Raw genomic sequence first — 25351 nt, forward strand, 5'->3', positions numbered from 1 at the left:
TAACTGACTGGCATTAAGCTCAAAGCTGGCTTTTTTGTTTCAACAAGTTGTGATTAACGACAATAATTGTCGACAAAGGTTAAATCGTTAATATGCTCAGGGCCGTCCATTACATATGTCGCAACCCCAGTATTTGGATTTAATGTATAAATTTTAGCATTTTGACCACTTTGGCGACCCGATACATAAAGTGTACCGTCATCTGATATCGCCAAACCTGATGCCCAATTTACACCATGCTTACCGATTTCAGTAAGCGTCATATCAGCGGTGTCTAGAGTGTAAAGTGCTTTGCCTGTTAGCACATATAGCACATTATTGTCAGCAGAGTATGCGATATCACCATGACTAAAGTTGTCGCCTTCGTACTTCAACTTACCTAGCACTGTTTTTGCACCGGTTGTTAAGTCATAGTCGTACATGTAGGTTTTGCTTGTCGCGCGAAGAGATAAGCCATCATCGCTAACAGCAGAGCGGTATATAGGCCATGACGTTGCATTTGCCAACGCTGACTCCACATTACCATCTAAATCAAGAGACCAAAGCGTAGACGCTTTAGTTGATTTGTCATTTTGCTCCATGAAATACAATACGCCATCTTTTGAAGCAATGTTTGATGCGGTGTGCGATACACCAGAGACTTTGCTGTACGTGCCGTTTTCAACGTCAAAGTTGAATATATAGCCGTTGCCAGCATCGCCAAAATTGTTGATACCAAATAAACCGGTTACACAGTCTGCGGTAACAGATACGTTATCAATCAGCGCTCCATACGAGTCTGATGTGCCGCTTCCGCTGAAAGTCAGTGTGCTTTGCGCAGTATTTGCAGTCACAGTTACTGTGATATGTTGCCAACCACGAGAAGTACCGTTTAAGTTAGCGACAACTTGCCCATCCCAGCTAACAGTTGCTTGGTTTGTTTGGCCGTTGCTCGTTACGCGTGGTGAATAGTAAAAGCTGATTGTGTATCTTTTACCAGCTTCAGTAGCAATTGTTTGAAATACACTGTAGTTACTGGTTGAGTCTAACTCTAGATACTGACTACCTTCTTGCGGTTGAATAAGGCCTAAGCGGTTAGTTTGAATTTCAAAACGAGCGCCGCTTCTTTGCCAGCCAGGTAGTTCATTAAAAAGTTTCCAAGTCCCTGTGATATTACCCGATTGTTCAAAAGATCCATTGTTAATTAGATTATTGTCAGCTAATGCAGATTGGCTTGCTGTTAATGCGGTGATTAATAAAACAGATGACTTCAATAACTTCATACGCTACTCCCAACTATTACCCAACATCCGTTGTTAGTAAAATGTTAATTTAATTGATTGCTTCTAATCTTATTTTCCTAGTTATCGGACCTCAGGTCAATTAAAATACAAAAAATGACTGGAATTTATTATTCCTTGGAATAAAGTTTAGCCTAATTTAATTAAAAAGTACTACTTTTTTCCTGAGGTGAGCTTTTTTCGTTTCTGTTGTAGGGTCAACCAGCCAGGCTTCTGACTCCGGTTGAGTGCAGCGAGTACAGCAATTGCTTTTTCCATGGTAATTCGTTGCATGGCGATATCTTTATAAACCTGTTGTGCAGTTTTTTTACGTTTTACGGCTGCTCCTGCATCTAGGAAAGACTCAACAACTTGTAATAAAAACCGGGTTATTCGGTTTTGTTTTACATCATCAGTTTCGCCCTGCTGGTCATCTTCATCGCTTTGTAAGTGCTCTTTAAGGTGGGCTATTTCCGCCTGGCTAAATTCATTTTGCGCGTGTGGAAGTTTGCTAAGTTGAGCCAGAAAACGATTAAAGTAGTCGTGCTCAATTACGCCAATACGAGATATTTGTGAGAGTTTAAGTAATCCACTTCTAAATTGTGCCTGACTTATATTTGGGCTGAGAAGTTGGTCACAAGTTTGATGTAAATGATGCCATTTTTGCCATGCATACACGTAATTTAGACCTGCCCCTTTTATATTTTGCATACCAACAATGAGCTGATGTTGGCCATCTATCCCTAATTGAGCTAACTTCAAAGTTAGCTCATTGGCGCTAATATAGGGGTTTTCAACCAAATGTGTACGACTATTCAAAAGCGCAGTTAATCTATCAGTAAGTGTTTTAGCGTTTGATTTTAAATCTTCAATGGCAACTAATTGGTGCGCCATATGCCAATCAGCAGCGAGTTGTTTCAGCTGTGACAGTTGTCGTTGGCTGCTCACCTGTTGTTCAAACAAAGCGTCAATTTGTTTTATGTCGTGAAGGTCTTGGATATCAATTTTGACATCAGGTAATAAGGCAGTGAATTTGTCACAAAGCATCTGATCTGAAACCCAGCATTTAAATTGCTTTAACAGCTTTACCAAATCTTCTCTATCGTTATTTGCTGCGATTCGGGCTATACGTGCCTGTAGCGCTTGATTAAAGTACGCTAAAAAACCATCAACATTAGTACCAATTACGACGATATGGTCAAAAATTAGGTCTTCTACCAAAATATGTGCAAACACTTTCGTTCGTGCAATTCGGTCATTGCGGTTGTTTATAAGTGCAATGGTCTGTACTTTGGGCTTTTGGCTCATATCGAATAAGTTTAAACGTCGCCAATTTTCAATTGTTGCGAGTCGTTCGTTAGCCGACATACTGTTGACGAATGACTGTGTCAGGTTTCCTATTGGCGCTTGTTCAAAGTGCTGTAGAACCCCGATATCAGGAACTATCCGTTCTGCTGTTTCTTTATATACATAGTCTTTGTTGATACCTATGTACTGTGCCATTTTACAGACCAAAGCAATATTGTCAGGGTGTTCTTCGTAAGGGTAAAGCGCACGAATATCATCGGTGATTTGAAAGCCGTCCCCCCAGTGCACCTGAATAAGCGTCGAGTTTTTTTGCTCAGCGGATTTGTTTAGAACGGGATACATAGTTTGCTCGGCCGTGAAAACCTGAGTGTCAGTACCGATAAATGCAGACATCTCGCGCGCTACATCCAGACCTGTCGGCCCTAAAATATCTTCGTGATCAGGGTACGCATTTGTTATGGTGGCAAAATTGTCGTTCATCCAGCGGCGTAATATCCTTACGTACCTTGGTGTAAGTCCCATACATTCCCATAAAAAAACATCTGCTTTTACTGATTTAGCGAAGGTTAGTACATCACTCTGTTCCCAGATACTAGCTTTGTCAAAGGGCCTAAATAAAGGAAGCTCGTGCTGCTCGCCATCACTGGTTGCGTAGATCATCATCGCTTCACATCCTGTCGTTTTAGTAATGACTTTTAAGGCGATGCTGCTGAACAGCGCAGATTTTAATCGTTCAGTCCCCGATTTGCCGCGCGTTCCCCAACCCCCAATAGAAATTGGAATGTGCTTTCGATTTTTACGAATTTGCTGGCTGACCTTTATATGCCTTGACCAAAAGTACGCCATAAAGGCACAGACGAAAAACACCAATTGGCTAATACTGTTTTGATAAATTGAGTATAAATACTCTTTAAACCCTAGCCCAATATTGATAAGTGCAGTACTGATAGAGGCTTTCCCGAATAACTTCTGAATACCTTGTTCTACAGGGAAGTGTGCATTGAGTGTCGCACCGTAAGGGCTAAATTTAATTGTAAAGCCTAATGTTCTGATGGCTTCAAGGTAGTTTTGTTGTTCAATTTCTCCGCCTTTACGCATTTGGTCGAGCGCTGAAAAGCGCAACGAGATACGCCAGTACGCACGCAAACGTTTTAGCAGAGAAGGAGGGCGCACAATGGTTATTATACCGTCAGGAGTGTAGCTTTTCGCTTCAGGGCTAATATTATCTTGGCTCAAAACCGACAGCAAATAGTCGGGTAAGGGTAAATAGGGTCGTGATGAATGCTCTTTGAGGTTATAAAGTGCTTCACCTGGCACATTTGTTTCACTTATCTCAGCAGTAGAGCAACTTGGTACATATAATTGGGCCGATGGCTTTTTAGCTTGCGTATGACTAAAACTCTGCCTCTTATCCGTACTTGGCGTAAAAAACTCATGCCATATACGCCAAAAGCGCCGACCTTTTGAAGTGCCGAGCTTAATTTGCCACTTTCCTTCTTGTTGGTAGCCATTAAAGTCTTCTTCAGACTGCGCGATAAAACTCAGTGCTCTGCCTACGTCGTCGATATTTTGATTTGTCTCTAAAACTGCGGATTGATTGAGGCTCATTTGGTCTTCAATCGTTACGACCAAAGATTGTAAGTAAAAGCTGTTGAGTTGCTCTCGAGTACGTGTGATAAAACGCCTTACAGCAATATTTGGTTCCACCTCTAGCTGTTTATTGAGTATTTGAATAAACTCCTCAAAGACGTGCTCAGGCTCGTCAGTTTCTAACTGCATGTTAAGCATTAATCGAGCACTCTGTTCCAAAGCAATGCGCTTTATTTCAAAGCTTTCTTCTCCTTGAATACAGTGCTGCCAATGGCGCATCGCAAAGTTGTCTTTGCCGAACCTCGCCGCTGTCAACTGTTTAATCAATGTAAAACGAATTGCATTAGCTGTTTCTGAATTGAATCTATTCTCTAGCAACCGCACTGCAAATTCATCTTCATAATAAGGCGTACACTCAATAGTTGCTTGACGTACTCTTGGGTAAGGGTGGCTGCTAAGCTGCATTAACAATTTTATATCTGAGTCGGTCAGTTCACGTTGTTGCACGAGTACACGGGGCAGTGCTGCAAGAATAAACAGTTGATCATTATTCTTTGGCTTTTCAGCGTAATCGTTTACCGACTCAGCAACTTTTGCCCACATAAAACTGCGGATAAAAGTGGGCCTTTGGTGGATGAGGATTTCTAAAATATCGGTTACTGCCAGATAAGGCGTGTTATCTGCTTCAAGCAATTCAATGAGTTGCGCGACCAAATCTGCATCTAGTTCTGGATCTGCACTGACTTCATGGATCAAAGAAACCTGATTTACCAAGGCGCGTATCATACCGTGTCGTATATGAACGCTATTGCTGTTTGCCAATAAATGTAAGAAGAAAGGCTGTAAATCTAGCTTTTGCCATGCCGCACTGAGGTCATCTTTACTCAATCGCAAATACCGATTCGTTAACGCCCCAAGCTTTGAAATCAAAAATTTTAGGTTTTGTTCTAGTTCTGCGACTTTACTTTGGTAACGTGAAATAACGGCGCCTTCGTCAAACCATCTTGAGAAAGCAGCTTTATCTTGCTGAAGTTGCAGCCTTGTTGCCCCAAGCTGCTCGGCATACTTTAGTATGTGCAATTCCTTTTCTGCTTTCAGCTCTGCTTTATTTAACCGTTCTATAAAATTTTTGTAATCAGCATCAATTGCTTGTAGTTGTCCGTAATGGTTTTCAATTTTATGGCGAAAAAACGCAATAGTTTGCAAAAGCTGCCAATAGGAAGTTTGCTCATGATCTGGTTTGTTTTTAACTAGCTCCCATTCGCTGAGTTCGTCAACAAGCTGCTGATATTTATGCTGGTATAGGTTGAGCCAAAACTTTTCGGTGTCTGCAAACAGTAAATCTTGGAGTTGATCCCTGAGGGTCTTATCTGCCATTAATATCTTGCTCCAAGAAGTGTGTTAACTGTAGGGACTCAAATATAATTTCGTCATGCGCAAAGGGGGCAAAACCGGTGTTCTGCAGGTTGCCAAGTGTTATTTCTAAGCGTACATTGTGATTGTTTCTAAACCAGTCTTGTGTCCAATTTAGGCTGATCCAACCTGCGGTATGTTCGCTAAAGTCAAATAGTGTTTGCCAGCCAATTGAAGTCAGATATTGCCATGTTGCGTTGGGGCGATGGTCATCAGCAAATACATAGCTACTGCTCAGCCCAACATTAAAAATATGCCCTTGATAATATTGTTGCCAGCTACCGCTAAACGTGACGGTATCTAGGCTCGTCCAATCTTCGTTCGATACGCCTGAGATCTGCCCATTAAATTGACTATCAACCCAAGGTTGATAACGAATTCTATAACCGGCCTGCCAGCCATGCATATGCTGGGCACGATAAAAGTTATACATATCTTGGCTGATGAGTGGGTCATCAAGATATTCTTGTTTATCGATGCTGGTGTAATAAAAGTAGGGTTGCCACCACCATTGATGTCTTACAGATGTATCATCTCGCCAACTTTGGCCAATAGTAGTATCAAGATGACTTGTGAGGTGTGTTTCGTGGCTCGTCGTTGTCTCTTGCCAGCGATTATAAAGCCCCATTTCAGAGTACCATGGGGAATCATCATCTAACCAGTTGTAGACGCCATCGAGTGACAATGACTCATAGCGCAAGTTATTAACTCGATACGCACCTTCGAGCAAGTACCAGTGTTGCTTGAAGCGGTTTCTAAGCCGCATTCCAATATCAAGTCTATGAGCTGTCTCTATAGGCTCGCTAGTCTGGAAAATGCCATCTCGATCGTAACTGACAAAGCCTTCAATGTGAGTATTATTGCCATTGGCATTGATCAAAGGTGTGTTAAAGTGCCGAGCTAGCCTGTCAAAATGGAGCTTTGGCCGCTTGAGCGGAATTGGTGTTATTGGTGGTGCTACAGCGATTTTTTGACGGTTTAAATTGAGCTGCCATGTAAAGAGTCTTGCCAATCGCGAGTAGCTATTGGGAACGGAGATGACCCCTGCTGGATAAAAGTCTACCGCCTCTTTTCGCAGGTTGTCTTTGATGTACTCAATTTTCACCAGTGCATCTTTTGTAAGCGCTGCGGACACAGGCTGCGTGCTGCTCGCATAATAAAATAACTGCCTTTGGTCCAACTCTATATTTTGCCAATTTTTTTTATTTTGCACCTGTACTTCAACTTGCAAAACTTGTGACAAATAGGGGTTTAGCCAACGAATTTTAACGATACCACTGCCCAATTCCGATTGCTTTAAACCGAATGTGCTCTCTCTGCCTGTAATTGGCCATACCGTTTTTTCGTTAGTTGTCTCTATTGCAACTAGTGCCGCGGCATTAGAAATCAGCTCTGTATCAGAAAAGTGAAACACCAAACGTGTTTGTAGTGACTCTAATGCACTAAAGTCTAGAGACAAAGTATGGTATGGCCGAATTGTGAGGCCTTTGGCGTTATCGACTTGTGACGTATGTCGGCTAATTTGTTCTGCGATACTGCGAGACTCAATCGCAGATAAATCGACGAGCTGTGTGCCAGCATAGTTCACGTATTGTTCGGCCGCGACCCAATGTCCATAACTTTGAACGCGATCATGGAGCTTGGCAAGTTGTGAGGGCACTTGTAATGTACTGAGTTTAGAGAACAACGCGGTAAACTCATAATCTTTCAAAGTATTATTTTCGAGTCTGTACAGTGCATTATTGAGCAGTGTGGTCAACGAAGTTAAATTAGTACCGGACTGCTGATGCAAGAGGTTCATAAATGGCATGCCTAGTTCAAACTGACTCAACTGTTGCGTTGAATAAGGGTCAAAGTGTTTAGAATCAAAAGTTTGAAGCTGCAAATATATCGGCGTGTTGCTACCAAGCGTGAGTGTTTCTCCTGCTTTTAAAGCGATCATGCTACTCGAAGCGATAGAGAGTATATTTTCTTCGTTTGGTGTTTTCACAGAAGTCGTAGACAGTACATCGCTAAATAGGGGCATAAAATAATTATTGGTTTGTGTGTCTACGTGTAACCACTTGATGGCATTTTCGTCATCACTCTGTCCTTCTACACGGGCATTTATTTTGATATTGACAGGAGAGTGTGCTGTTAACGTAAGTGGTGACTTGCCAACTTTAAATGCTTTGTAAGTCGCTGTATCGCCAATTAATTGAACCTGTTCAAAGTAACTTAGATCATAATTAGGTAAATCTTCTTGTGTGTATTCCGTGTAGCTAGCATAGCCTAGACCCTGATACAGTTTATGACTTTGTGCAGAAAACAACTTTGTATCGTGATCAAGCCATAAGGTCTCTAGAAACTTACCTTGTGCAAATAAGGTGCTCATTACCAACTGTGGGCAACCTTTTAAAGACGCTTTTAAGGCGCATAATCCTTGAATATTAAAAACCTGATTACTTTGTTGATATCGTATGAGCAATGCATTTGCAGCAAAGTCACTGAGCATCTGGTCAGGCTGTTGCAGCAGAGCTGACAAATAACGTAGCACCGCGTTGTTTTGATTTAGATCGGAAAGTATCTCTAGCCGCAGATGCCAAGCGCGCAATCTAATTTCTGAATAGGGGCTGTTGATTAGCGTTCTTAATTTTGGCAATGCTTCGGTTGGTGACTGATTTACAAGATACTCAACTTCACCTAATTGATAACGCCAATGAGATAGTGCCGCCGCATTATTTTGCTTTGAATCAGCAAAAGCATCTGACTCCGATAACAAAGGTATTTTAAACGCAGAAAGGTTGTTAAGATAACTGTCTGCTTTTGTTTGTTGTATTTGTGTCAGTAGCTTAGCTGTAACTGCACTTTTGTCGCTTAACTTTTTAGGCTGTGCGTAAAGCAGCTCATTGTTTGGAAGCGGTAGTAGTGTTCTTATTTGCACTGCAACATCTAGATTAGCCTCGCTGGCTGAAAACAAAGAAATTTGCTTTGCGTCCATAGCAACATCAATTTGCAGTGGTACAAACCCTTGCCTAGCCTTTACAAATAATTTGGTGCGTTCTCCATCGACATCTACAACCAACTCGGTATTGCGATTACTTCTGATGTACAGTAAAGCCCGAGGATTAACCCTTTGCTCCTGACTTAAGTCGAAGTGAAGTGACTTTTTAAGTCGAGCAAATAACAGGGTATTGTTAACACGACTTTGGAATAATTGCTGCTTGGCCTCTCTTAATGACTGGTATAATGGTACTTTACGTCTGTGTATTGCAATCGACTGGTTTGATGGACTAATCGGCGTTAGATAGCTGCCAGTTGAAACGGTGCTAACTAGGTCTTGATAGCGCCTAAGCGCTAAAGGAGTCGCTTGTTCTGGCCTAAATTGCACTAAGGCGGATATATCGTGTTCGAGATAAATTTGAGTGAGTGACTCATCTAGATTGTTAACCCAATACGGGTTAAATAGCTTCTCTTGCTGCTTTATCGCTGCATCTACATCGTAAATGCCACGGTGCATTTGCTCTAACTTTACCCATGTTTTGGTGTGGCTTTGTAGGGTCAAATAACTGTTTGCCGGTACTGCTAAATAATCCACATTTGCGATACCGAGTTTATGTCTGTTGTATTCTTGAGCCTGTGCGCTGGAGACATTGATGATGCTCACAGGTTTATCATTGACTAATGCAAATACCTTCCCGCCTTCGCTAACGTCATATAGATCTCTGTGCACTGTTAGTTTTAGCTTCTTTGCATGCTTGAAGAAAACTTTCACACTTTGCGAGTTACTCAGCGGATACAGAACATTACGCTCTTGTGCTAACTCTACTGTTTTCCCAGGCAAAGGCAAACTTACTGCCCGACGAAAAGGATCTCTGTGGTCATGTTGGTAGCCACGCCAGACATGAATTTGTATCGGATTTTCCGTTACATTGTTCAACTTTATCACGCGTGCTCGTTCAGTTGCTGCCAACTGGCAGCTATTTTCACGACACAACCATTGATCCTTATCTATTTGAGCAAAGGCATAAAATGTTTGCCCTTGCCAAAAATCGACCTTTTCTAGTGTGCTTGGGTCCACAGATAACCACTGGCCTGCTGGCAAGAATAATGACCTTGTCTGATTTTTCTTTATTGTGATATCGGCTGCACTGCGCGACAGTTGTCGGGTTTGTGCATCGTACCAACTGACGTCAGCCTGCAAATATGCTTCTTGCGCTATCGCTGGTTTGAGTGTTATTCCCAATAAAAGTACTAAGCAGAGTAAAAGAGGCATAAATTGAATTGCTCCATACTTACAGGGTGTGACTTCAGTCTTTTTCTCATTGGCTTACTAATTTCTATGTGAATAAAGCGGTGGGGGGCTAACCCTATTTTATGCAGCACATTTTTAGTGCCACCCAGCTCAAATACATCCTTTTGGTATATATAGGTATGCTTGCTAAGGGCAAGCAAACATGTTTGTATTTTCAATAATTTAGCATTGTAGCTGCGCCCTTGACTTAAAATAAAATCAGCATTTTTGCCCTGTGTCGTTTTACGCTTTTTTTGGTTGAACCCATGTAGTTGATATATTAGCCCGTTAGGGTATCTGTGATGAAACGCTTTTACCGCTGCGACATGCAGCCCTGATTTTCGTTTAGAGTAATCCATAGGGCTGGAGTCTGGACTCTCGCTGTGGCGGTGGTGCGTATTGTGGACCATGAGGTTGCAACTTGATTCAAAAAGAGTACGCCCAATCGTTAGTGTATACTTGTCATGATACTGATGTGGCACAGACACAAAGCAGGGCTTATTTGTCGCACGGTACAACAAAACACCACCGCCATTCTGATTTGTGGCGTTTATAAGTGAATGTACCGCATTGTTTTTAGAACCCGTTTTTTGATATTTCCAAGGCCCGATACTGGCGGGCTGTAGAAACCATTTATCTATATCTTGCCATTGGATCTGGATTTGTGCTGCGGCTGAAGATACACCGCAGAGCAAGAGTGTTATGGCGATTATATTATGTATTTTCATTCTGCCACCATAAAGGGGTTAAAGGTTTTGCATTGTGTTCTTCTAAAATGGTAATCCACATATCATGTTCAGCTGTAATGGCAAATTTTTCAAGTGATTGAATGTCAGAACCTATTTTTATCGTTATGGGTGGGTAACTGATAACATCCGTTGACTGAGGATGAAGCATATAAGCCTCACTCTTAGCTGGCATCAAAGCAAACCTTTTGGCTGCAATTGTATACTCTTCACTTAGGCCTTTTTGATACTGAGCAAAGAGGTTGGTGTTGATTACCAATGCTGTATTATTCTGCGAAGCCACGGGATATAAAAACGGTTTAATGACGATGGATACTGGTCTGGTTCTGTTGGCATATCGTAAAGACAAGGTTTCGCCTTGAGCAATTTTAAATAGCCGTGTTTTTATATAGTCTCTTGTTTCACCAGTGTTTGTGTATATCGAGCGTGTATTACCATGTTTATCTGCAGATACCACGGAGAGTGAACTTGCGTTTAAGTCAGCCTCAGAGTATTTGGGTACTTGGTTATTAATGGCGATAAGCTTAGGCGTTTTTAGTTCACCATGTTGAACCACCGATAACTTTTGCGGATCAGATACCTTTCGAAAGTGTGCGGGGGAGGGCACTTGAGGTGGTTCAAAGTAGCTGCTTGGACTATACACAAGTGCTGTATTGGAAATTGGGTGCCTATCAAATAGTGATTCAGAAACGTAACTAGTCTCTTTGATCACGGGAAGCGGCGGTGCTTCAAATAGTCTTACTTTCAGTATCTGCTGCAACTCAGTGAAGGTAAATTCATTGACCGCCTTTTGTGCGAACCAAGCGCCAATCTCTATAAAGCTTGGCAAAGGGTTCTCACAAAGTTGATCACATAATACATTTTGATAATGAAAATTCTGATTTCGGCTTTGAAGCTTTACAGCCACGCTATCTTGACTTGAAATGGTCACTTTCGCAGAATTTCGAGGCAGTCTTAGAAAATATTTTTGGCTCTCATTAATGGTTTGGCGCTGTGTTTCTGGTGTGATCATTCTGTCGTATTGCGATATCAGGGATTCTAATTCAAGCCTGTAGCGCTCAATCGGTTGTTCTTCGTTGTTAAACACAGTAATGCTTACTTCTGAGCATTGAGTATCCAAATTTCTGAAGTCCATAACAATATCGCTGTTTCCAGTTACTGAGTAGGTAACTGGGGTAGTCGGTCCCATAATATAGTAATAGCTGTGTAGTGGTACCACAGGTTGTTCTCCTTGTCGCCATTGTGTCAGTGCTGGCAAACTAGACTGCACCGTAATGAGACCGGGCTTTATATCCTTAATTTTATACAGGTTTTCAGCTGCGAATTCAGCCTTGAGTTCTTTTGGAGAGCTAAGCTGTTTCAGGTCATGCCATGAGATGCGTAGCGTACTAAGTGGTGCTGAACTGGAGAAAATCAAATCTTCATTGTTCGAAACTCGAAATGTGGCTGTGAGTTCATGGGTGGAATAAAAGCTGTCCAAGTCCAGCTGCTGCGCCGAAAAGTCATAGGTAATGACGTTATAAGGCAATGTTTCATAAAGAATGTCGCTCACAAAGTCTATATTTGGGATCCCCTGTGGCGCGAGTTTTTGCCAGTCAAAACTCACTGCGTTACTGAGCTCCCATTGCGCTAGCGCATTCCCTCCTAAAGTATGGTAATTGAGCATTCTATCTCGCCACTCTACAGGTAATTTCAACCAAATCTGCTGGCTACCATCATTATCAGCTGGCGTTTTGGCATGCAGTCGAACTACGACGCCGCGTAAGGTATCTTCCTCAGGGATGAGCTTTAATCTTATTTGACTAGCGCTTGGGTAGATAGAGGTATCCACATAAAAGGATTGGCCTGAAGCGACTGAAAGTGCTTTTCTATCCTCGATGATTTGTTTAACTTGTTGTTCCTGTGCAGCGAGTACCAGTTTTGAAGCGTGGTGGTAAACATGCTCTACTAATACCTGACCTTGTTGGTCGAGTAATTGATATTCAATTGCGTAATTGACAGGTTCATCAAAGGCTTGCTGACCGTCAAAAATAGCGTTGGATAGTAGGCGTATTGCAAGTGTCCGAGAGCTGGAAAAATTAAAAGAGACAAATTTATCTTCAGGTAGCCAATGCACAACAGAACGTGTTTCTTCTTCACTGCGCTCTTCGAGTCGCTCTGCTGATGAGAGCCAAACATAGCCGTTATAGCATGCCCAAAGCGTTACCAGTACCAATGAACTTGCGAATAGCGCGTGGAGGATTTTCTTAATCCAATACATGTTGAATACCTCCGGCTGCATAATTAAAGTCTTCGAGAGACAGTACTTTGTTGCTGGTAGGTGTATAGATTGCGATTAATTTATCGTCTAGCTTTATGGTGAGTGCCAGCTGCTGGTTGCGTTCTAGTCGGACTGCTTGCAAGCGACATTGACTGTGGGTTTGGCAAAATTGACTTAACAAAGGCAAATGCTGATCTTGTGCATATTGCTCAGTGAGCGCTGTGATGTCATTAATTGATAGCGCTGTGTTATTGTGTCGCCAATCGTCTGGACCTAACACGGAAGTTCTCAGTGTCTTTAGCTCAGGGATATGAGAAACCGCAATTAGACGCTGCAATAAAGCTTGTTCGGAAATAGCAAAATGTTGTTTGAAATCTGAAGCGAGCCAAAGCGTGGCTAGTTCACTACGAGGACTAAATAATCGATATCCCGATTGAGGGGATGTACCAATTTCTAGACCTCTCGTTTGAGCTTGTCCCGCAACGACCTGTGACGAAACACCTAAGTTCAGCAGTGTCTTTTGTAGCTCAGCTAAAGTGCCCGTGTGTTGCACATTGGGCTGTGTAAACTGAAATGCAATGGCGCTTGGTCTTATATAAGACGGCGCACTATGACTTCTTACCTGTAAGCTTAATATTGGTGTTTGGGCAAAGTGCCTCAACGTACTTTGGTGTACGACATTAAACAGGCTTCGTACATTGCCTGGAGCCATCACATTGGCCAATTCATTTGCATATGGGTGAGCGCCTGCAATTAGCAGTGCTTTGGCATTTGAGCGTGCAAAAAGGTCGCCGGAAAACTTTAATGTATTACTTTCGAATAAAGGTCGTGGCACTTGGATATTGAGCATGGCTTCTGGGTGCATATTTATGACATAAAGCCCCTGACCTTGTTGGTAGTACTGTGCTGAGTTGATGGGTGCAATAACAATGTACTGCTCTAGTGCATTATCAAGAATTTGCAGCTGGTATCCCATCATATTCGCAATGTGGTTTATGCGATCTAAGCGGTTCAGCTCGTCCTGACTAAATTCTCTGTCAATTTGCTCATAAACCAATGTGTAGAGGGGCCCTAGAATCTCGAACTCCCAAAGCGCGGCTTCATTATTGGTTAACTCTTTGTAGTGATTACTTCCTTTAGCGCTAATATGTAGAGAAAATTCATCGATGATCTCGCTTAATGAAGCATCTGTAAAAGTGACTTTAGAATTTGAAGATGTACTGGTATTAAGAACCACTTCAGACAATAAATTTGAGTAACTTTGGCCATCAATAAAAGCTTCGACCATTTTACCTGTGAAGTCCGGCGTGGGTAAGCTGTTGCGATGCAGGAGCCCAAATTGTCCTCGCTCAAAGCCCATCAAATTTGTGAGTTCACGTTGTGATAAAGAAGCCGGTAGCTGATTATAGATCCAAAATTGACTCTGCAGTCCGAAAGGGCTGAGTTGCAAATCAATGCGGGTGTATTGATTAACAGAGCGTATTTGTAGCACTTCGACATCCTCGACAACGGAGAAAAAAGCGCGATAGTATGCACTTTGTTGTGATACTTGTTGGGTTGCGATAGAAGGCGTGAACTGAGTACCAAGAACCAGTGCACTACTATCTAGTAATTGGAATAGCAACCCTGCAGCATCACTGGCAACACGCTCACTAGAAGGGTGTGGCACACTGATTATATGGTTTCTACTTGGGGCTTTCGCAAGGGCAAAAAAGCCACGTACGGTGCTGCTCATGGCGTCTTTGATATATAAATATTTATCGTCCTGTTGCAGAGTAAACTGCGCTTGAGCAAGCAACCTTCGAGCAAGCCGAATATTATCCAGATCTTGTCTATCGCGATTTAGTACGCGAATCGCGCTGATAAAGTTTTGTAATGTTTGTGCTTGTTGATATTGACTAATTGATACATGGTCGGTTTGCTCGGTATACAAAAAGCTTTTATATGCACTGATCTGTTGACTCAGTTCAATCTCTGTATTGTTAACGACACTCAGTTCTGTCGGCTTATAACTAAATATGGCCGGCACAAACATGATTAAAAAGCCAATTGTGATTGCAACTAAACCACCAACAATCGACGTTTGAAGAGTGGCTCTGATGACTAATCCAAGTGCGTTTTTCTGATAGATCTTCAGCGCAAGGAGTGTCGAGAGCATATAACCAAATGCAAATGTATCGGTGACTTTTAGCGTGGGGTAGTAGTTTACAACGAGGTAGTTCAAAGCAATTTTGTAAGCAAAGCCAATATTGAAGAAAAAGAGCAGTAACCTTGCCCCTTCAAAATTTGCATGGCGCAATTTGGTAAAGGTGAGAATCGACCCCCCAATGAATAGGATCACTGCTGTTTCTGCGAAAGAAGTCAGTAATTTAGTCGGCTGCATGATTTGTAATGCCAGTAATGCCGGCAACATAATACCGTTAAACTCCCAGCCATACTTTATATTGGCCCGAGAAGCTATAAACGCCGTTATTACCAAAATGATGTAAGCTTTCGGTGCTGCGATGATCGAAGCCGCAACCGCCTCATACATGATTGCTAAATTGGCGATACTAAAATTAGTAAATGGCATCAGGCCATAACGCACTAACAAGTATGTTAGAAACAACTGGATTAAAGTGACCCGCATTCCATACTTAAAACCGCCGTTCCACATGACATTGGCGGTCAATGCGATGATAACTAACCCCAAACTATACAGTTGGCTAGAGTAGTCAAAAGTGATATCCCATTGGGCAAGGTAGAGTGCGACAAGTGGCCACAGCAATGTGTCCATGACAACTCTGACTAGAATGCTTATCAAAATAATGGCAAAAAATCGGTCTCTGCCAAACATTTCACTGAATCCAAAGCGCTCCATCAATATTTTGGCTGTCGAAAGCATGACTACGTATACGACAATCGCCTCAATTAATATAACCACCGCAGAAACAGGCGTGACAATAAACAAGGGTACCAAGTATCCCGGTACAACTAGCCCAGTTAGCGGAAAGCCAAACCTTAAATTCAACATACAGACCACGGCGATACCAACCCATACGGTGGTGATTACCGATTGGCCCAGGCCACTGCCGCTAGGGAATAGCTGTAAAGCCCAGTCCATTAACTCTGAGCCTTAATTTCAGAAGACTCTTCATGATCGGCTTGTTGCATTTGAAGCTGACGCAATAACTTAGTCGGATCATCTAGTTGTTGAACCAAGTAAGAGATGTCAATGAATTCAAATAGGATGCCTCCGACCTCAAAAGGTTCGCCAATACTGCTCGTTGTGCGTGAAGCACGCAATGAACGAATGCTCAAAATAAAAGTAGCTTGCCCCACCTGTGCGGGCATATATAGCTCTCCTTGCTGTAGCGTAATGTAGCGCAATTTACCTTTGGCTTTTTCATTGTCTAAGTGAGTGACGCGTTCCAATAAGTCTAGCGCGGTCATTTCGAAGAGGGACATTTCATTATGTTTAGCAATCTCTTCAATTTTTTGATTTGTTTGTACAACTTGGCCAAATAGATTGAACATAATGGCAGCTGTATGAATTTGATTGAAAACATGTTCTAACGTCGAGAGCTTCTGTTCCATATCGCCTATAGAAGACTTTACTTGTCGACTAAGCGGCTTTTGCAATGCGAGTGTAAGTACTTTAGTTAAAGCGCTGGTATTGGCTTTTTGTTGGTTTTCATAAATACGAAAATGGAACAGGAGTTCACCGATCTGATTGGCAAAGCGGTTAACGTTTTGTACAAATCGCTCTTCATCAAAGTATTCATTTGGTTCAACGGTCATCGCCCAAAAACCACGAATGTCGCCAGCGTACATAAGAGGTACAACGTACTGTTCTTCTGACTCGGACAAGTCATTGAAAAAAGGCCGTGTGATATGGATTGCACCAAATGCTTTTATGGCGTCGGAATAGGGCGGTCTTTCGTAGTCTCTTCGCATTTCGTGTATGTCAGACAAACTACAATTAATAGCGCGTATCTCATGTAGACGGTGATCGCCTTCTGTCCGAGCCAAAAAGATAGAACGGCTTAACGCCAATTGTTGATTTACTAATGTAATGATGGCGTCCCAAGGGCTTGTTTGTGCGCTAAATGCTTGCGGGAGGTAACGTCCCATCATACGTTGTTGAACATTGCTTATGATGTCATTGAGCTCAATTTCTTCAACCCACTTACGCGCAAAAAACACCCATAGCATAGTCACAAGAGTGGTGAAAATAATTTGGCCAATCGGTAAAAAATAGTCAAACCAAAGCACGCCTAAGTACGCCACTAACAAGCTAATTGTAACCACTACACCCGCAATGAGCAGGGCAATATTGAAACTACTGCGCTGATAGGTGATCAGTAGAAGAGTTAAGATTATGAGTTGCAATATACTTGATTGCAGCAGGGGCATTTGCGCAACAAGGTTTTGCTCAAGCAAGTTATCTGCAATATAGGCATGCAGATAAATAGGATCGTTAAATATGTCGATTTTAGGTGCTCTTATCTGCAACGCAAATTCTAGTTGTTTTTGCGACACGAGTACGAGTTTGTCTTTAACTTGCGCATCAAAGACATCTCCTGAGAGCAGGCGTGATGCATTAAACTTTGTCAAAGCAGCAGGAGATAACGAAAAGTCGAGTAGTTTATCTTGTGGATCGTCTTTATCACCTAAAACGGCATGCCAAACGCTCTTACAGCCAGAGGGTGTCTGCTTTAGCACGATTTCATACCCTAGCCACGACTCAAGTGAAGGCAGGCAATATCTGGGGTCCGCGTATGGAAAATAAACATTGTCAAAAGAACGCTGTTGCTCACCTGAAACATGGCTAAAGATGACAATGGCTCTGGCTTCTTGCTCTCTGAGTCGGGTGATAATTTGGTTTTGTTGAGTCAGTAAGTTGTTTGATTCAATAACCACCACTTGCGTATCTTGCCGATTCAATTGTTGGTTGAATTCCAAATATATAAACGCATTCAGTCTATGTAGAGTACCACTTAAAGTGACAAGCAGTATCAAAATGCCCAACAACATCGTAGACCAGAAGGTCTTTTGCCGTTTTATGATGAAAAACTGTTGCTTGATCGACACTACCAATTATCCTTTTATTGGAAAGACGAGAATGTAAGGCTAATTGTGACATCCTTTTGGCTATTAACTTGTAAAAAGTCCATACCATGCATGGTGTTTTGAGCCCACGCACCATCGGTAAGTATAATATCTTTTTGCCATGATATCAGTGCGATATCATCTAACATCAGTGTGGCTTCGCCATCAGCTGGTGGGCTATGTAGGAATGTGAGCTTAACTGCCCTTGCCGGCAGGTTTTCAGGCCCTATTACATTTGAGTCTTCGGGCAAGCTAAAGGAGTGTTCAAACGTTTGCCAGTCATAGTTACCCTCTGCTTTTATTTGTAAAGTTTGCTCTGAGAACACAAGGTTATCTTCAGAGGTTAAAATAGACATTTCGGCACTTAACGCGCCCGCATTCTCTCCTTTACTGTAGCCATATAAACTCATGTCGTGATAGGCCAAAAGCGTGGAATCTCCAGGCGTAATGGGCATCGTCCGAATAGTATGTTTGAATGGCATTCTCAAGGGGCGGTTGTCGAATTGCGTTCGCACTAAACACATGCCCTGACGGCCACGGTAGGCACCCGTTAGGCAAGGTGTAATGTTGTCACTGTCGTTTTCCCAGCGAGAAACTTCGCCGAACTCGTCGTCATTATCCCAATCTTCAAAATCACCAAATAACATTAAATCTCGCCCCATGCGCATATCTACAGACTCAGAGCTTTGTATGCTGGTTAAAAACGCATCACTCGGTGCATACGCTCTCAAGTCAACAATATGTTGACCTGCCGGAAGAGTAACTTGTACAGGGGGGCTGGCTGTCGGTGAAACTGTTTGAGCAAATAGGACTTCTGCAAAGCCTTGCTTGGGTATGACAGCAACATTTGAGTCAGAAAACTCCCCAAGTCTACGTATTAAGTAGTCGCTTAAAAAGCCGGTAACCAATTTGGGTTGATAGTCTTCGAGATAGATCGGATACGCACGGGCACTTTTTGTTTTGGGTTCCAACGATGGATCCACTTCCACAATGACAGCCACACCCAATAAAGTTTCGATACGATTTTGTTCAAAAACAAAGTTTCCCAACCCCAAAAGAGCTGGAGTACCATTAATTAAACCAAACCCTTGAGCAACGTGTGGGTGGTGAGCAATCATTAGATCAGGGCTTTCAGCACCCAACACGTCAAATCGATTACTGATGTAGCGAGTCGGAGCGTAAGAATATTCATCACCACCATGAAGCTGTGCAACCGCGTAGTCGCTTTGGGCTATCGTACTTTCCATCGCACTGATGACACTGGCTGTATCTGTTAAGTCGGCTGCTCCCCCTTTTTGTCCGCTTGCTATGTAGTCAATAGGGTTATCTTCACCGGTTATCGACGTCGCTGAGATAATCCCCACGGTAAGACCGTTCACAGTAGTGATAAGAGGTGCAAAGGCTTCACTATCATTATTACCTGCTCCACTGTGCAGTAGTCCTGCTTCTGTGACGTACTTTAGAGTGTCATCAAGTCCATTTTGCAAATAATCATAAACATGGTTATTACCCAGTGCGACGTAATCTACGCCTATTTCTGTAAGGCCTTGTAGCGTCTCTGGTAGGGAAAAGAATGCAAATTCTTTCGTTGGGTGCACGCTTACAGGGATGCTGAGAATGGGGGTTTCTAAATTAACTGAAGCAAAGTCAGCACTTTGTACTAGAGGTTTGACGTGTTGTGTTAGTGCGATTGCATTCTCAGCAGCCGAACTTGCTCGAATTAATGCATCTTCGACATCCGGTAAAAAATTTCCCATGGTTATTAACGATTGGTCCATATAACGTCGACCAAACATTGTGTCACCTGCAAAAAATAAACTGACGGATTGCGACGGCTTACTCTCGATATTAAGGTCAAAAGACTCTGTTTCATCGTCTATTTGCAATGTAGTCAAGTAGCTTTGAAAGCCAGGCTTATTCACGGATATGGTATAGTTGCCTTGTGGTAAGTCAGGCAGCGGTACTCTCCCTAAATCATCAGATGTATAGGTTGTTCCTGAGATGTTTAAGGTCGCATTTTTAACAATCACACCGGTTGCATCTTTAATGGTCACTGTGAATGTTACAGATTGGGCGTTTTCTTTATCTTGTGCAGCTTGCTCTTGCTGCTGGCTTTGAGTAGGGCCTGTCTCATATGGGTCTTCTACAGAACATGCACTAAGAAGAATGGTTGTTAGAACTAAGGTTATTTTTTTTACTATTTTCATTGTTCTCACCATTCATTTTAACATTGTTTAGTTATTTAGTATTATAAAGTGCAATGGGTTTGGCATGCAATCTTTTCTACCTAGTTAAATACCAAGTTTTTCATATATTTATTGTAGTCCATTACTATTATTTTTGATGGACAAAATATCTGTCCAAAAATGTTTACAATTTGCTAGGCTGATGACTATTCTTAGAGTATGATTCGCACAGAGGTAAAAAACCGTTTTGAGGAACAGATGCGTTTAGAGATCCATTGCGCCGATCGAATTGGGATTGCACAAGAAATTCTCAATATATTGGTAAATTATCGAGTTGACCTAAAGGGGATTGAGGTTGATTCTGTAAATTGCCGTATGTATGTCAGTTTTCCGCCGATTGAGTTTGAGCAATTTCAAAAAATCATGCCTGAAATAAGGTTAATTGATGGTGTTGAAGATGTTCGTACTACAGCCTTTTTGCCTTCAGAGCGCGAGCACAATGAACTAAATACACTTTTGAGTGCATTGCCAGATGGTGTGATATCTATCGATGCAAAAGGTGGTGTTAGGCATTGTAATGATGCTGCTTGTAGAGACTTAAACTTATCCTTAGATGAAGTGATCGGGACTAGCATTAATGTGTTACTAAAAGGGTTTAATTTTACGCGTTGGTTAGAAGGTGCAGAAGTACTGGGTCAAACAACACGAGTCGAAGTTGGTGGTGAAGATTATATAGCAGACATCCTTCCAATTGCAGTTCCTCAAGGTGCTGAGGGTGACGTCCTCGCCGGTGCAGTTATTAATATCAAATCGCAAAGCCGTTTGGGACAACAGGTAAGTGCATTTAGACGCTACGGACAAGAAAGCTTTGCTACTATTCATAACCAAAGTACAGCAATGCGGCGAGTTGTTAGAGAAGCACGCAAGATGGCCCAACTTGAAGCGCCCATCTTAATCACTGGTGAAACAGGTACTGGTAAAGAGCTGTTAGCTAGGGCCTGCCACTATGCTTCTAATCGCTCATTGAAACCTTTTATTGCCTTGTCTTGTGCTTCTTTGCCTGATGATGTGGCAGAGTCAGAGCTATTTGGTTACGCCAGCTTTGATGACAATGTGCCTTCTAAGAGGGGAGTATTAGAACAGGCTGATGGTGGTACCGTCTTTCTTGATGAAGTCGGTGAGATGTCTGAGCAGTTACAGACTAAATTGCTACGCTTTTTACAAGACGGGACTTTCCGCAAGGTAGGTGATGAGAACGAAGTAAAAGTGAATGTTCGCATTATCGCCGCGACACAAAAAGATTTACCCGCTATGGTGCAAGAAGGGGGATTTCGTGAAGACCTCTATTACAGAATTAATGTACTTACCCTAGAGATTGCCCCTTTGCGGGATCGCAAAGCAGATGTTAAACCGCTGGCTGAACACTTTATTCAAAAGTATGCACAACAAAATGGACAAGCTGTGCCTGCATTACACCCTGAGTGCCTAGAGTTTCTGGAGCAATACCCATGGCCCGGAAATGTGCGCCAATTAGAAAATGCCATTTATCGTGCAGTGTCTTTGTTGGATGACAAAGAGTTGCGCATTGAAAATATGCAGTTGCCTACTTTTACTCATGATTTGGGGTACTTAGAGTCTGATTTTGAGGGAACGTTAGAGCAAGCCGTGAAACGTTTTGAAGCAACGTTATTGAGGAAACTATATCCCGCTTACCCAAGTTCTAGGCAGTTAGCTAAGCGATTGGGCTTGAGCCATACAGCAGTTGCCAATAAATTGCGAGAGTACGGCATCAACCGTAAAACGGTAAAAGTTTAACAGTCCAATTTACCAAGGAGTAGCCGCGCTACTTCTTGGTACCCATATTTCTTGTTACACCATCCAGCCTTACTGACTTTATACCAGATTCTTCGAAATGAACGTCGATGCTGACGTTATTACGCGATAAAAAATAGTCCACATTATTCAAGGTTAAGATATAGTCGCCCCTTACTCGCGAGCTAAATGCCCTTTTCGATAGCTTAAGATTGTGTTGACCAATTTTCCATTCAAACTCTTCAATGTAACCTGCGTTGAATTCTTGGATCCATACTTTTGAGCCGTCTTTACTCAAAGTTAGCGCAATAGAATAAGACTCGGGTAGTTGAGACATTGAATATGATTTTTTGCCAATGCGAAACTTCTGGTTGTTGGCATTCCAACCAAATCCAAAATCGAAGTTCTTTTCTACCCCTGTTGGGTAAGTAACGACACCTTGCCCATTTACGTCAAAATCTGCAATTGCATTAAAGCTGAAACAAATAGAAGAAATAAAAAAGCCAAGTTTGAATATATTATTCATAAACACACACTGATTCTGAAGTTACTGAAAACTTAATTCAGTTTCTAAAATTAAGCAAGTAGCCGAATTTAAAGAGAAAGTGAATTAGCTTACTGAACACGCTTGTTGCTACTAAGAGCTATGATACACTGGCTCAACAATTTACTGGTTAGACCATTTGAAACATGAATTTATATTTTCGATTATTGCTATTGTTTTGGAAAATTAAAAAGAACAAAACCTATGAGGGAATGCTAGACCCGACAACAATTGACTTTAGAGCACTGCCAAGTGATTGTGACATAAATCTTCATCTGACCAACTCTCGTTATTTAGCCATGATGGATATTGCTCGAACTTGGATGACCGAGCGAATTGGCTTGCTTGGCAAGATTTTAAAAAAGAAGTGGTTTCCAATAGTGAATGCAACGGCTATTACCTATATCCGTGACATTAAACCATTACAAAAATTTTCTGTTACGACACAAGTTGTTGGCTGGGATCATAAGTACTTTTACATCGAGCAGAAGTTTCACTCTCCGAGCGGGCTGCACGCTATTGCTTACGTACGAGGCGTTTTTAAAAGTAGAAAAGGGGTTGTCGCTGTAGATGACCTACTAGCACTCGCCGGGTTTGATGGTGAAGTACCTACTTTGCCTGATGAAGTAGTTCATTGGAAAGAGATGTTAGAACAAAAGAAAGTGAATAACAAAAAGGCCACTTAAGTGGCCAAGGGGATTGAGGTTGCGATCCCTGCTAAATTTGCTGCCCTTGCGGGCAGCTACCGTACTTAGAACTTGTATTTTGCACCAATCATTGCAACAAACGGGTCTATTTCTACATCTGAAGTCAGTGCTTGAACGCCATTTGCATAGACTGTCGCATCAGTATCTATGTCCATTTTAGATACCATGACATGCAAACCCCATTTGTCATTAATCTCGTAGTTAAAGCCCACTTGTAGTGCTAATCCAAATGAGTTGTCTAAATCTACTTTCACATCATCGGTTTGTAAAGTTTGCTTTAACGCTGCACTTGCTTCTTCATCAAAGAATACTGTGTAGTTTAAACCTGCGCCGATAAAAGGACGGAATTTAGCACTTGCGTCGAAAAAGTGGTACTGAGCGAGCAGTGTTGGTGGTAAATGTTTAATCTTAGCTATATCGTTACCAGCCAATCCACCTTGCCCTTCAACGGTGTGAGAAAAAGGGGTTGCGGCTACAAGTTCGAACACAATGTTGTCATTGAATTGGTAGTCGAAAGTAATACCAAGCTGTGTGTCTGAGTCTGCCGACAGTCCGAGTGCTGTATTTTCTTTAATAGCAGATGCGCTATCGGCTGGGTTAACGTGAATCGCACCAACGTTAACGCTAAATTGAGCTTGTGCAAGTGGCGCAGTTACTAGCAGGGTTGAAAGTAATGCAGCTGTTAATTTATTCATTTTCATCTCCTGAACCTATGCAAGGTAAATCTTTTTGATGTGCCCATATTAAGGGGAAGAAGAAATTGAAAAACTGTTCTAGATCAACTTTACTTTGTCAGGTTTCAGAAATATCTGAAAGTTTGATTTAGATTAAGTTTTCACATTTTTGCAAGTAATGTCTAAGTGCGTACATCTGCTAAAGCACCACATAAAATCTATTTGAGTAATAAAATTGCCATCAACTAGACATATACCGGACATTTTTAAGTCGTTTAATGGACTAAAATAGGTTGAATGGCAAATCGTGATGTCTCACCCACTGCAAACTTCTACAGGATCTTATTCATCGACTGTCGATGTATTAAGGTATTTGATACAAGCTCGTTCGATTACGCCACATGATGCGGGTACCCTAAGTTTTCTTGAATCTCAACTTAAAAAGCAGGGCTTTTCGGTGGAGCAATTCGTGTGTAATGGTGTAAAAAACCTCATTGCAAAACGGCATTTTGGTGATGGTCCAACGCTTGCTTATTCAGGTCATGTTGATGTGGTGCCGGCACAGCCAGAAGGCTGGCTTGTGGATCCATTTTCTGGTCAGGTTATCGATGGGGTAATGTATGGTCGCGGTGCTGCTGATATGAAAGGATCGATAGCAGCGATGTTGAATGCGACTCGGCATTTTTGTGTGGCAGCGAACCCGTGTGCAGGCACCTTTTACTGGCTCATTACATCCGATGAAGAAGGTGAGGCTGAATATGGCTCTTTAGAAATTGCTCAGTATTTACAAAGTAAAGGCGTAAGATTAGATGCTTGTTTAGTTGGTGAACCAACGTCAAACAAAACCGTAGGCGACACCATCAAAAATGGTCGCAGGGGCGCTATTTCAGGACGTTTAACAATTTATGGTAAAGCTGGGCATGTTGCATACCCTGAAAAAGCTATAAATGCAGCGCATATTGCCGGAGAGTTAGTAACAAAGCTTACCACTCTTAACTGGCTGAAAGATGTCCCCGGATCTCAAACTACGCTTCAAGTAACTGGCATTACAGTACCCAATATTGTTGATAACCTAGTACCTGCGAGCTGTGAAGTGACATTTAATATTCGCTACAGCCATGCATATAAAAGTCAGGAAGTATGCGAAATAGTTGAGTCTTTGACTCAACAAGCAAAATTTGCTGCCCAGTTACAATGGGAGCGGCCTTGTGAATCTTTTTATACAGGTAAAAAAGACGACAACTGTTTTCTTTCGCTTGTTGAACATGCAATATCTAAGGAGATAGGTCATTTTCCTGCTTTAAGTACCGCTGGTGGTACTTCAGATGGACGCTTCTTTGCAAATGATGATACACAGGTCGTCGAATGTGGCGTTAAGAACGAATCTATTCACCAAGTAAATGAGCATGTCTCAATTGCGGATTTGGACATAATAGAGTCGATCTACTTACGTATTCTGCAAGATTTTTTTGAGACTAAATAATAGAG

Annotated in this window: 13 protein-coding genes; 3 read left to right on the top strand and 10 right to left on the bottom strand. The window is 42.0% G+C overall.

The annotated features are described in order from the left end of the window. Positions 1 to 53: 53 nt before the first annotated feature. From N482_RS07070 to N482_RS07105, 8 genes are all read right to left on the bottom strand, one after another. Positions 54 to 1262, bottom strand: a complete 1209-nt coding sequence (locus N482_RS07070) for a DUF642 domain-containing protein (RefSeq protein WP_155730533.1) — start codon at positions 1260 to 1262, stop codon at positions 54 to 56. 171 nt (positions 1263 to 1433) lie between these two features. Next, the gene (locus N482_RS07075; RefSeq protein ID WP_063376372.1) at positions 1434 to 5534 is read right to left on the bottom strand and encodes a hypothetical protein; all 4101 of its coding nucleotides are present in this window, start codon (positions 5532 to 5534) and stop codon (positions 1434 to 1436) included. Continuing rightward, positions 5524 to 9825, bottom strand: coding sequence for a hypothetical protein (locus N482_RS07080; protein ID WP_063376373.1), 4302 nt, complete (start codon positions 9823 to 9825; stop codon positions 5524 to 5526). Before N482_RS07080 ends, N482_RS07075 begins: the two co-directional genes overlap by 11 nt. Further along, positions 9804 to 10571 carry a hypothetical protein gene (locus N482_RS07085; protein ID WP_063376374.1) on the bottom strand — a complete coding sequence of 256 codons (768 nt, stop codon included), beginning with the start codon at positions 10569 to 10571 and terminating at the stop codon, positions 9804 to 9806. The genes N482_RS07080 and N482_RS07085 overlap by 22 nt, the downstream gene beginning before the upstream one ends. Beyond that, a complete protein-coding gene (locus N482_RS07090; RefSeq protein ID WP_063376375.1) occupies positions 10558 to 12849 on the bottom strand; it encodes a hypothetical protein in 2292 nt (763 codons plus the stop codon). The genes N482_RS07085 and N482_RS07090 overlap by 14 nt, the downstream gene beginning before the upstream one ends. After that, entirely contained in the window at positions 12836 to 15952 is a 3117-nt protein-coding gene (locus N482_RS07095) for a poly-gamma-glutamate biosynthesis protein PgsC/CapC (RefSeq protein WP_063376376.1), read from the bottom strand. The genes N482_RS07090 and N482_RS07095 overlap by 14 nt, the downstream gene beginning before the upstream one ends. Further along, complete coding sequence (locus tag N482_RS07100; protein WP_063376377.1) at positions 15952 to 17922, bottom strand: hypothetical protein; 1971 nt, start codon at positions 17920 to 17922, stop codon at positions 15952 to 15954. The genes N482_RS07095 and N482_RS07100 overlap by 1 nt, the downstream gene beginning before the upstream one ends. Positions 17923 to 17936: 14 nt before the next feature. After that, a complete protein-coding gene (locus tag N482_RS07105; RefSeq protein WP_155730534.1) occupies positions 17937 to 20147 on the bottom strand; it encodes a CapA family protein in 2211 nt (736 codons plus the stop codon). A gap of 237 nt (positions 20148 to 20384) precedes the next feature. Between N482_RS07105 and tyrR the strand changes: the two genes are divergently transcribed. Further along, the gene (tyrR, locus tag N482_RS07110) at positions 20385 to 21941 is read left to right on the top strand and encodes a transcriptional regulator TyrR (RefSeq protein ID WP_063376403.1); all 1557 of its coding nucleotides are present in this window, start codon (positions 20385 to 20387) and stop codon (positions 21939 to 21941) included. A 28-nt stretch (positions 21942 to 21969) separates the two neighbouring features. On the opposite strand, the gene N482_RS07115 is transcribed toward tyrR, so the two are convergent. After that, positions 21970 to 22464, bottom strand: a complete 495-nt coding sequence (locus N482_RS07115; RefSeq protein ID WP_155730535.1) for a hypothetical protein — start codon at positions 22462 to 22464, stop codon at positions 21970 to 21972. 164 nt (positions 22465 to 22628) lie between these two features. Here N482_RS07115 and N482_RS07120 point away from each other — a divergent pair, with 164 nt between their 5' ends. Continuing rightward, the gene (locus N482_RS07120) at positions 22629 to 23168 is read left to right on the top strand and encodes a thioesterase family protein (protein WP_063376379.1); all 540 of its coding nucleotides are present in this window, start codon (positions 22629 to 22631) and stop codon (positions 23166 to 23168) included. A 65-nt stretch (positions 23169 to 23233) separates the two neighbouring features. Here N482_RS07120 and N482_RS07125 read toward each other — a convergent pair whose 3' ends face one another. Next, the gene (locus N482_RS07125; RefSeq protein ID WP_081227813.1) at positions 23234 to 23884 is read right to left on the bottom strand and encodes an OmpW/AlkL family protein; all 651 of its coding nucleotides are present in this window, start codon (positions 23882 to 23884) and stop codon (positions 23234 to 23236) included. A gap of 289 nt (positions 23885 to 24173) precedes the next feature. Here N482_RS07125 and dapE point away from each other — a divergent pair, with 289 nt between their 5' ends. Beyond that, the gene (dapE, locus tag N482_RS07130; protein ID WP_063376381.1) at positions 24174 to 25346 is read left to right on the top strand and encodes a succinyl-diaminopimelate desuccinylase; all 1173 of its coding nucleotides are present in this window, start codon (positions 24174 to 24176) and stop codon (positions 25344 to 25346) included. The last annotated feature ends 5 nt before the right edge of the window (positions 25347 to 25351 follow it).

This window comes from Pseudoalteromonas luteoviolacea NCIMB 1942 (assembly GCF_001625595.1).
GTDB classification, from domain to species: Bacteria; Pseudomonadota; Gammaproteobacteria; order Enterobacterales; family Alteromonadaceae; genus Pseudoalteromonas; species Pseudoalteromonas luteoviolacea_A.

What these genes read in the sequence shown, in the direction of transcription:
- N482_RS07085 (WP_063376374.1), bottom strand. Translation starts at nt 10,571, where the DNA reads ATGAAAATACATAATATAATCGCCATAACACTCTTGCTCTGCGGTGTA.
- dapE (WP_063376381.1), top strand. Translation starts at nt 24,174, where the DNA reads ATGTCTCACCCACTGCAAACTTCTACAGGATCTTATTCATCGACTGTC.
- N482_RS07115 (WP_155730535.1), bottom strand. Translation starts at nt 22,464, where the DNA reads ATGAATAATATATTCAAACTTGGCTTTTTTATTTCTTCTATTTGTTTC.
- N482_RS07125 (WP_081227813.1), bottom strand. Translation starts at nt 23,884, where the DNA reads ATGAATAAATTAACAGCTGCATTACTTTCAACCCTGCTAGTAACTGCG.
- N482_RS07095 (WP_063376376.1), bottom strand. Translation starts at nt 15,952, where the DNA reads ATGGACTGGGCTTTACAGCTATTCCCTAGCGGCAGTGGCCTGGGCCAA.
- N482_RS07075 (WP_063376372.1), bottom strand. Translation starts at nt 5,534, where the DNA reads ATGGCAGATAAGACCCTCAGGGATCAACTCCAAGATTTACTGTTTGCA.
- N482_RS07090 (WP_063376375.1), bottom strand. Translation starts at nt 12,849, where the DNA reads ATGTATTGGATTAAGAAAATCCTCCACGCGCTATTCGCAAGTTCATTG.
- tyrR (WP_063376403.1), top strand. Translation starts at nt 20,385, where the DNA reads ATGCGTTTAGAGATCCATTGCGCCGATCGAATTGGGATTGCACAAGAA.
- N482_RS07080 (WP_063376373.1), bottom strand. Translation starts at nt 9,825, where the DNA reads ATGCCTCTTTTACTCTGCTTAGTACTTTTATTGGGAATAACACTCAAA.
- N482_RS07105 (WP_155730534.1), bottom strand. Translation starts at nt 20,147, where the DNA reads ATGAAAATAGTAAAAAAAATAACCTTAGTTCTAACAACCATTCTTCTT.
- N482_RS07070 (WP_155730533.1), bottom strand. Translation starts at nt 1,262, where the DNA reads ATGAAGTTATTGAAGTCATCTGTTTTATTAATCACCGCATTAACAGCA.
- N482_RS07120 (WP_063376379.1), top strand. Translation starts at nt 22,629, where the DNA reads ATGAATTTATATTTTCGATTATTGCTATTGTTTTGGAAAATTAAAAAG.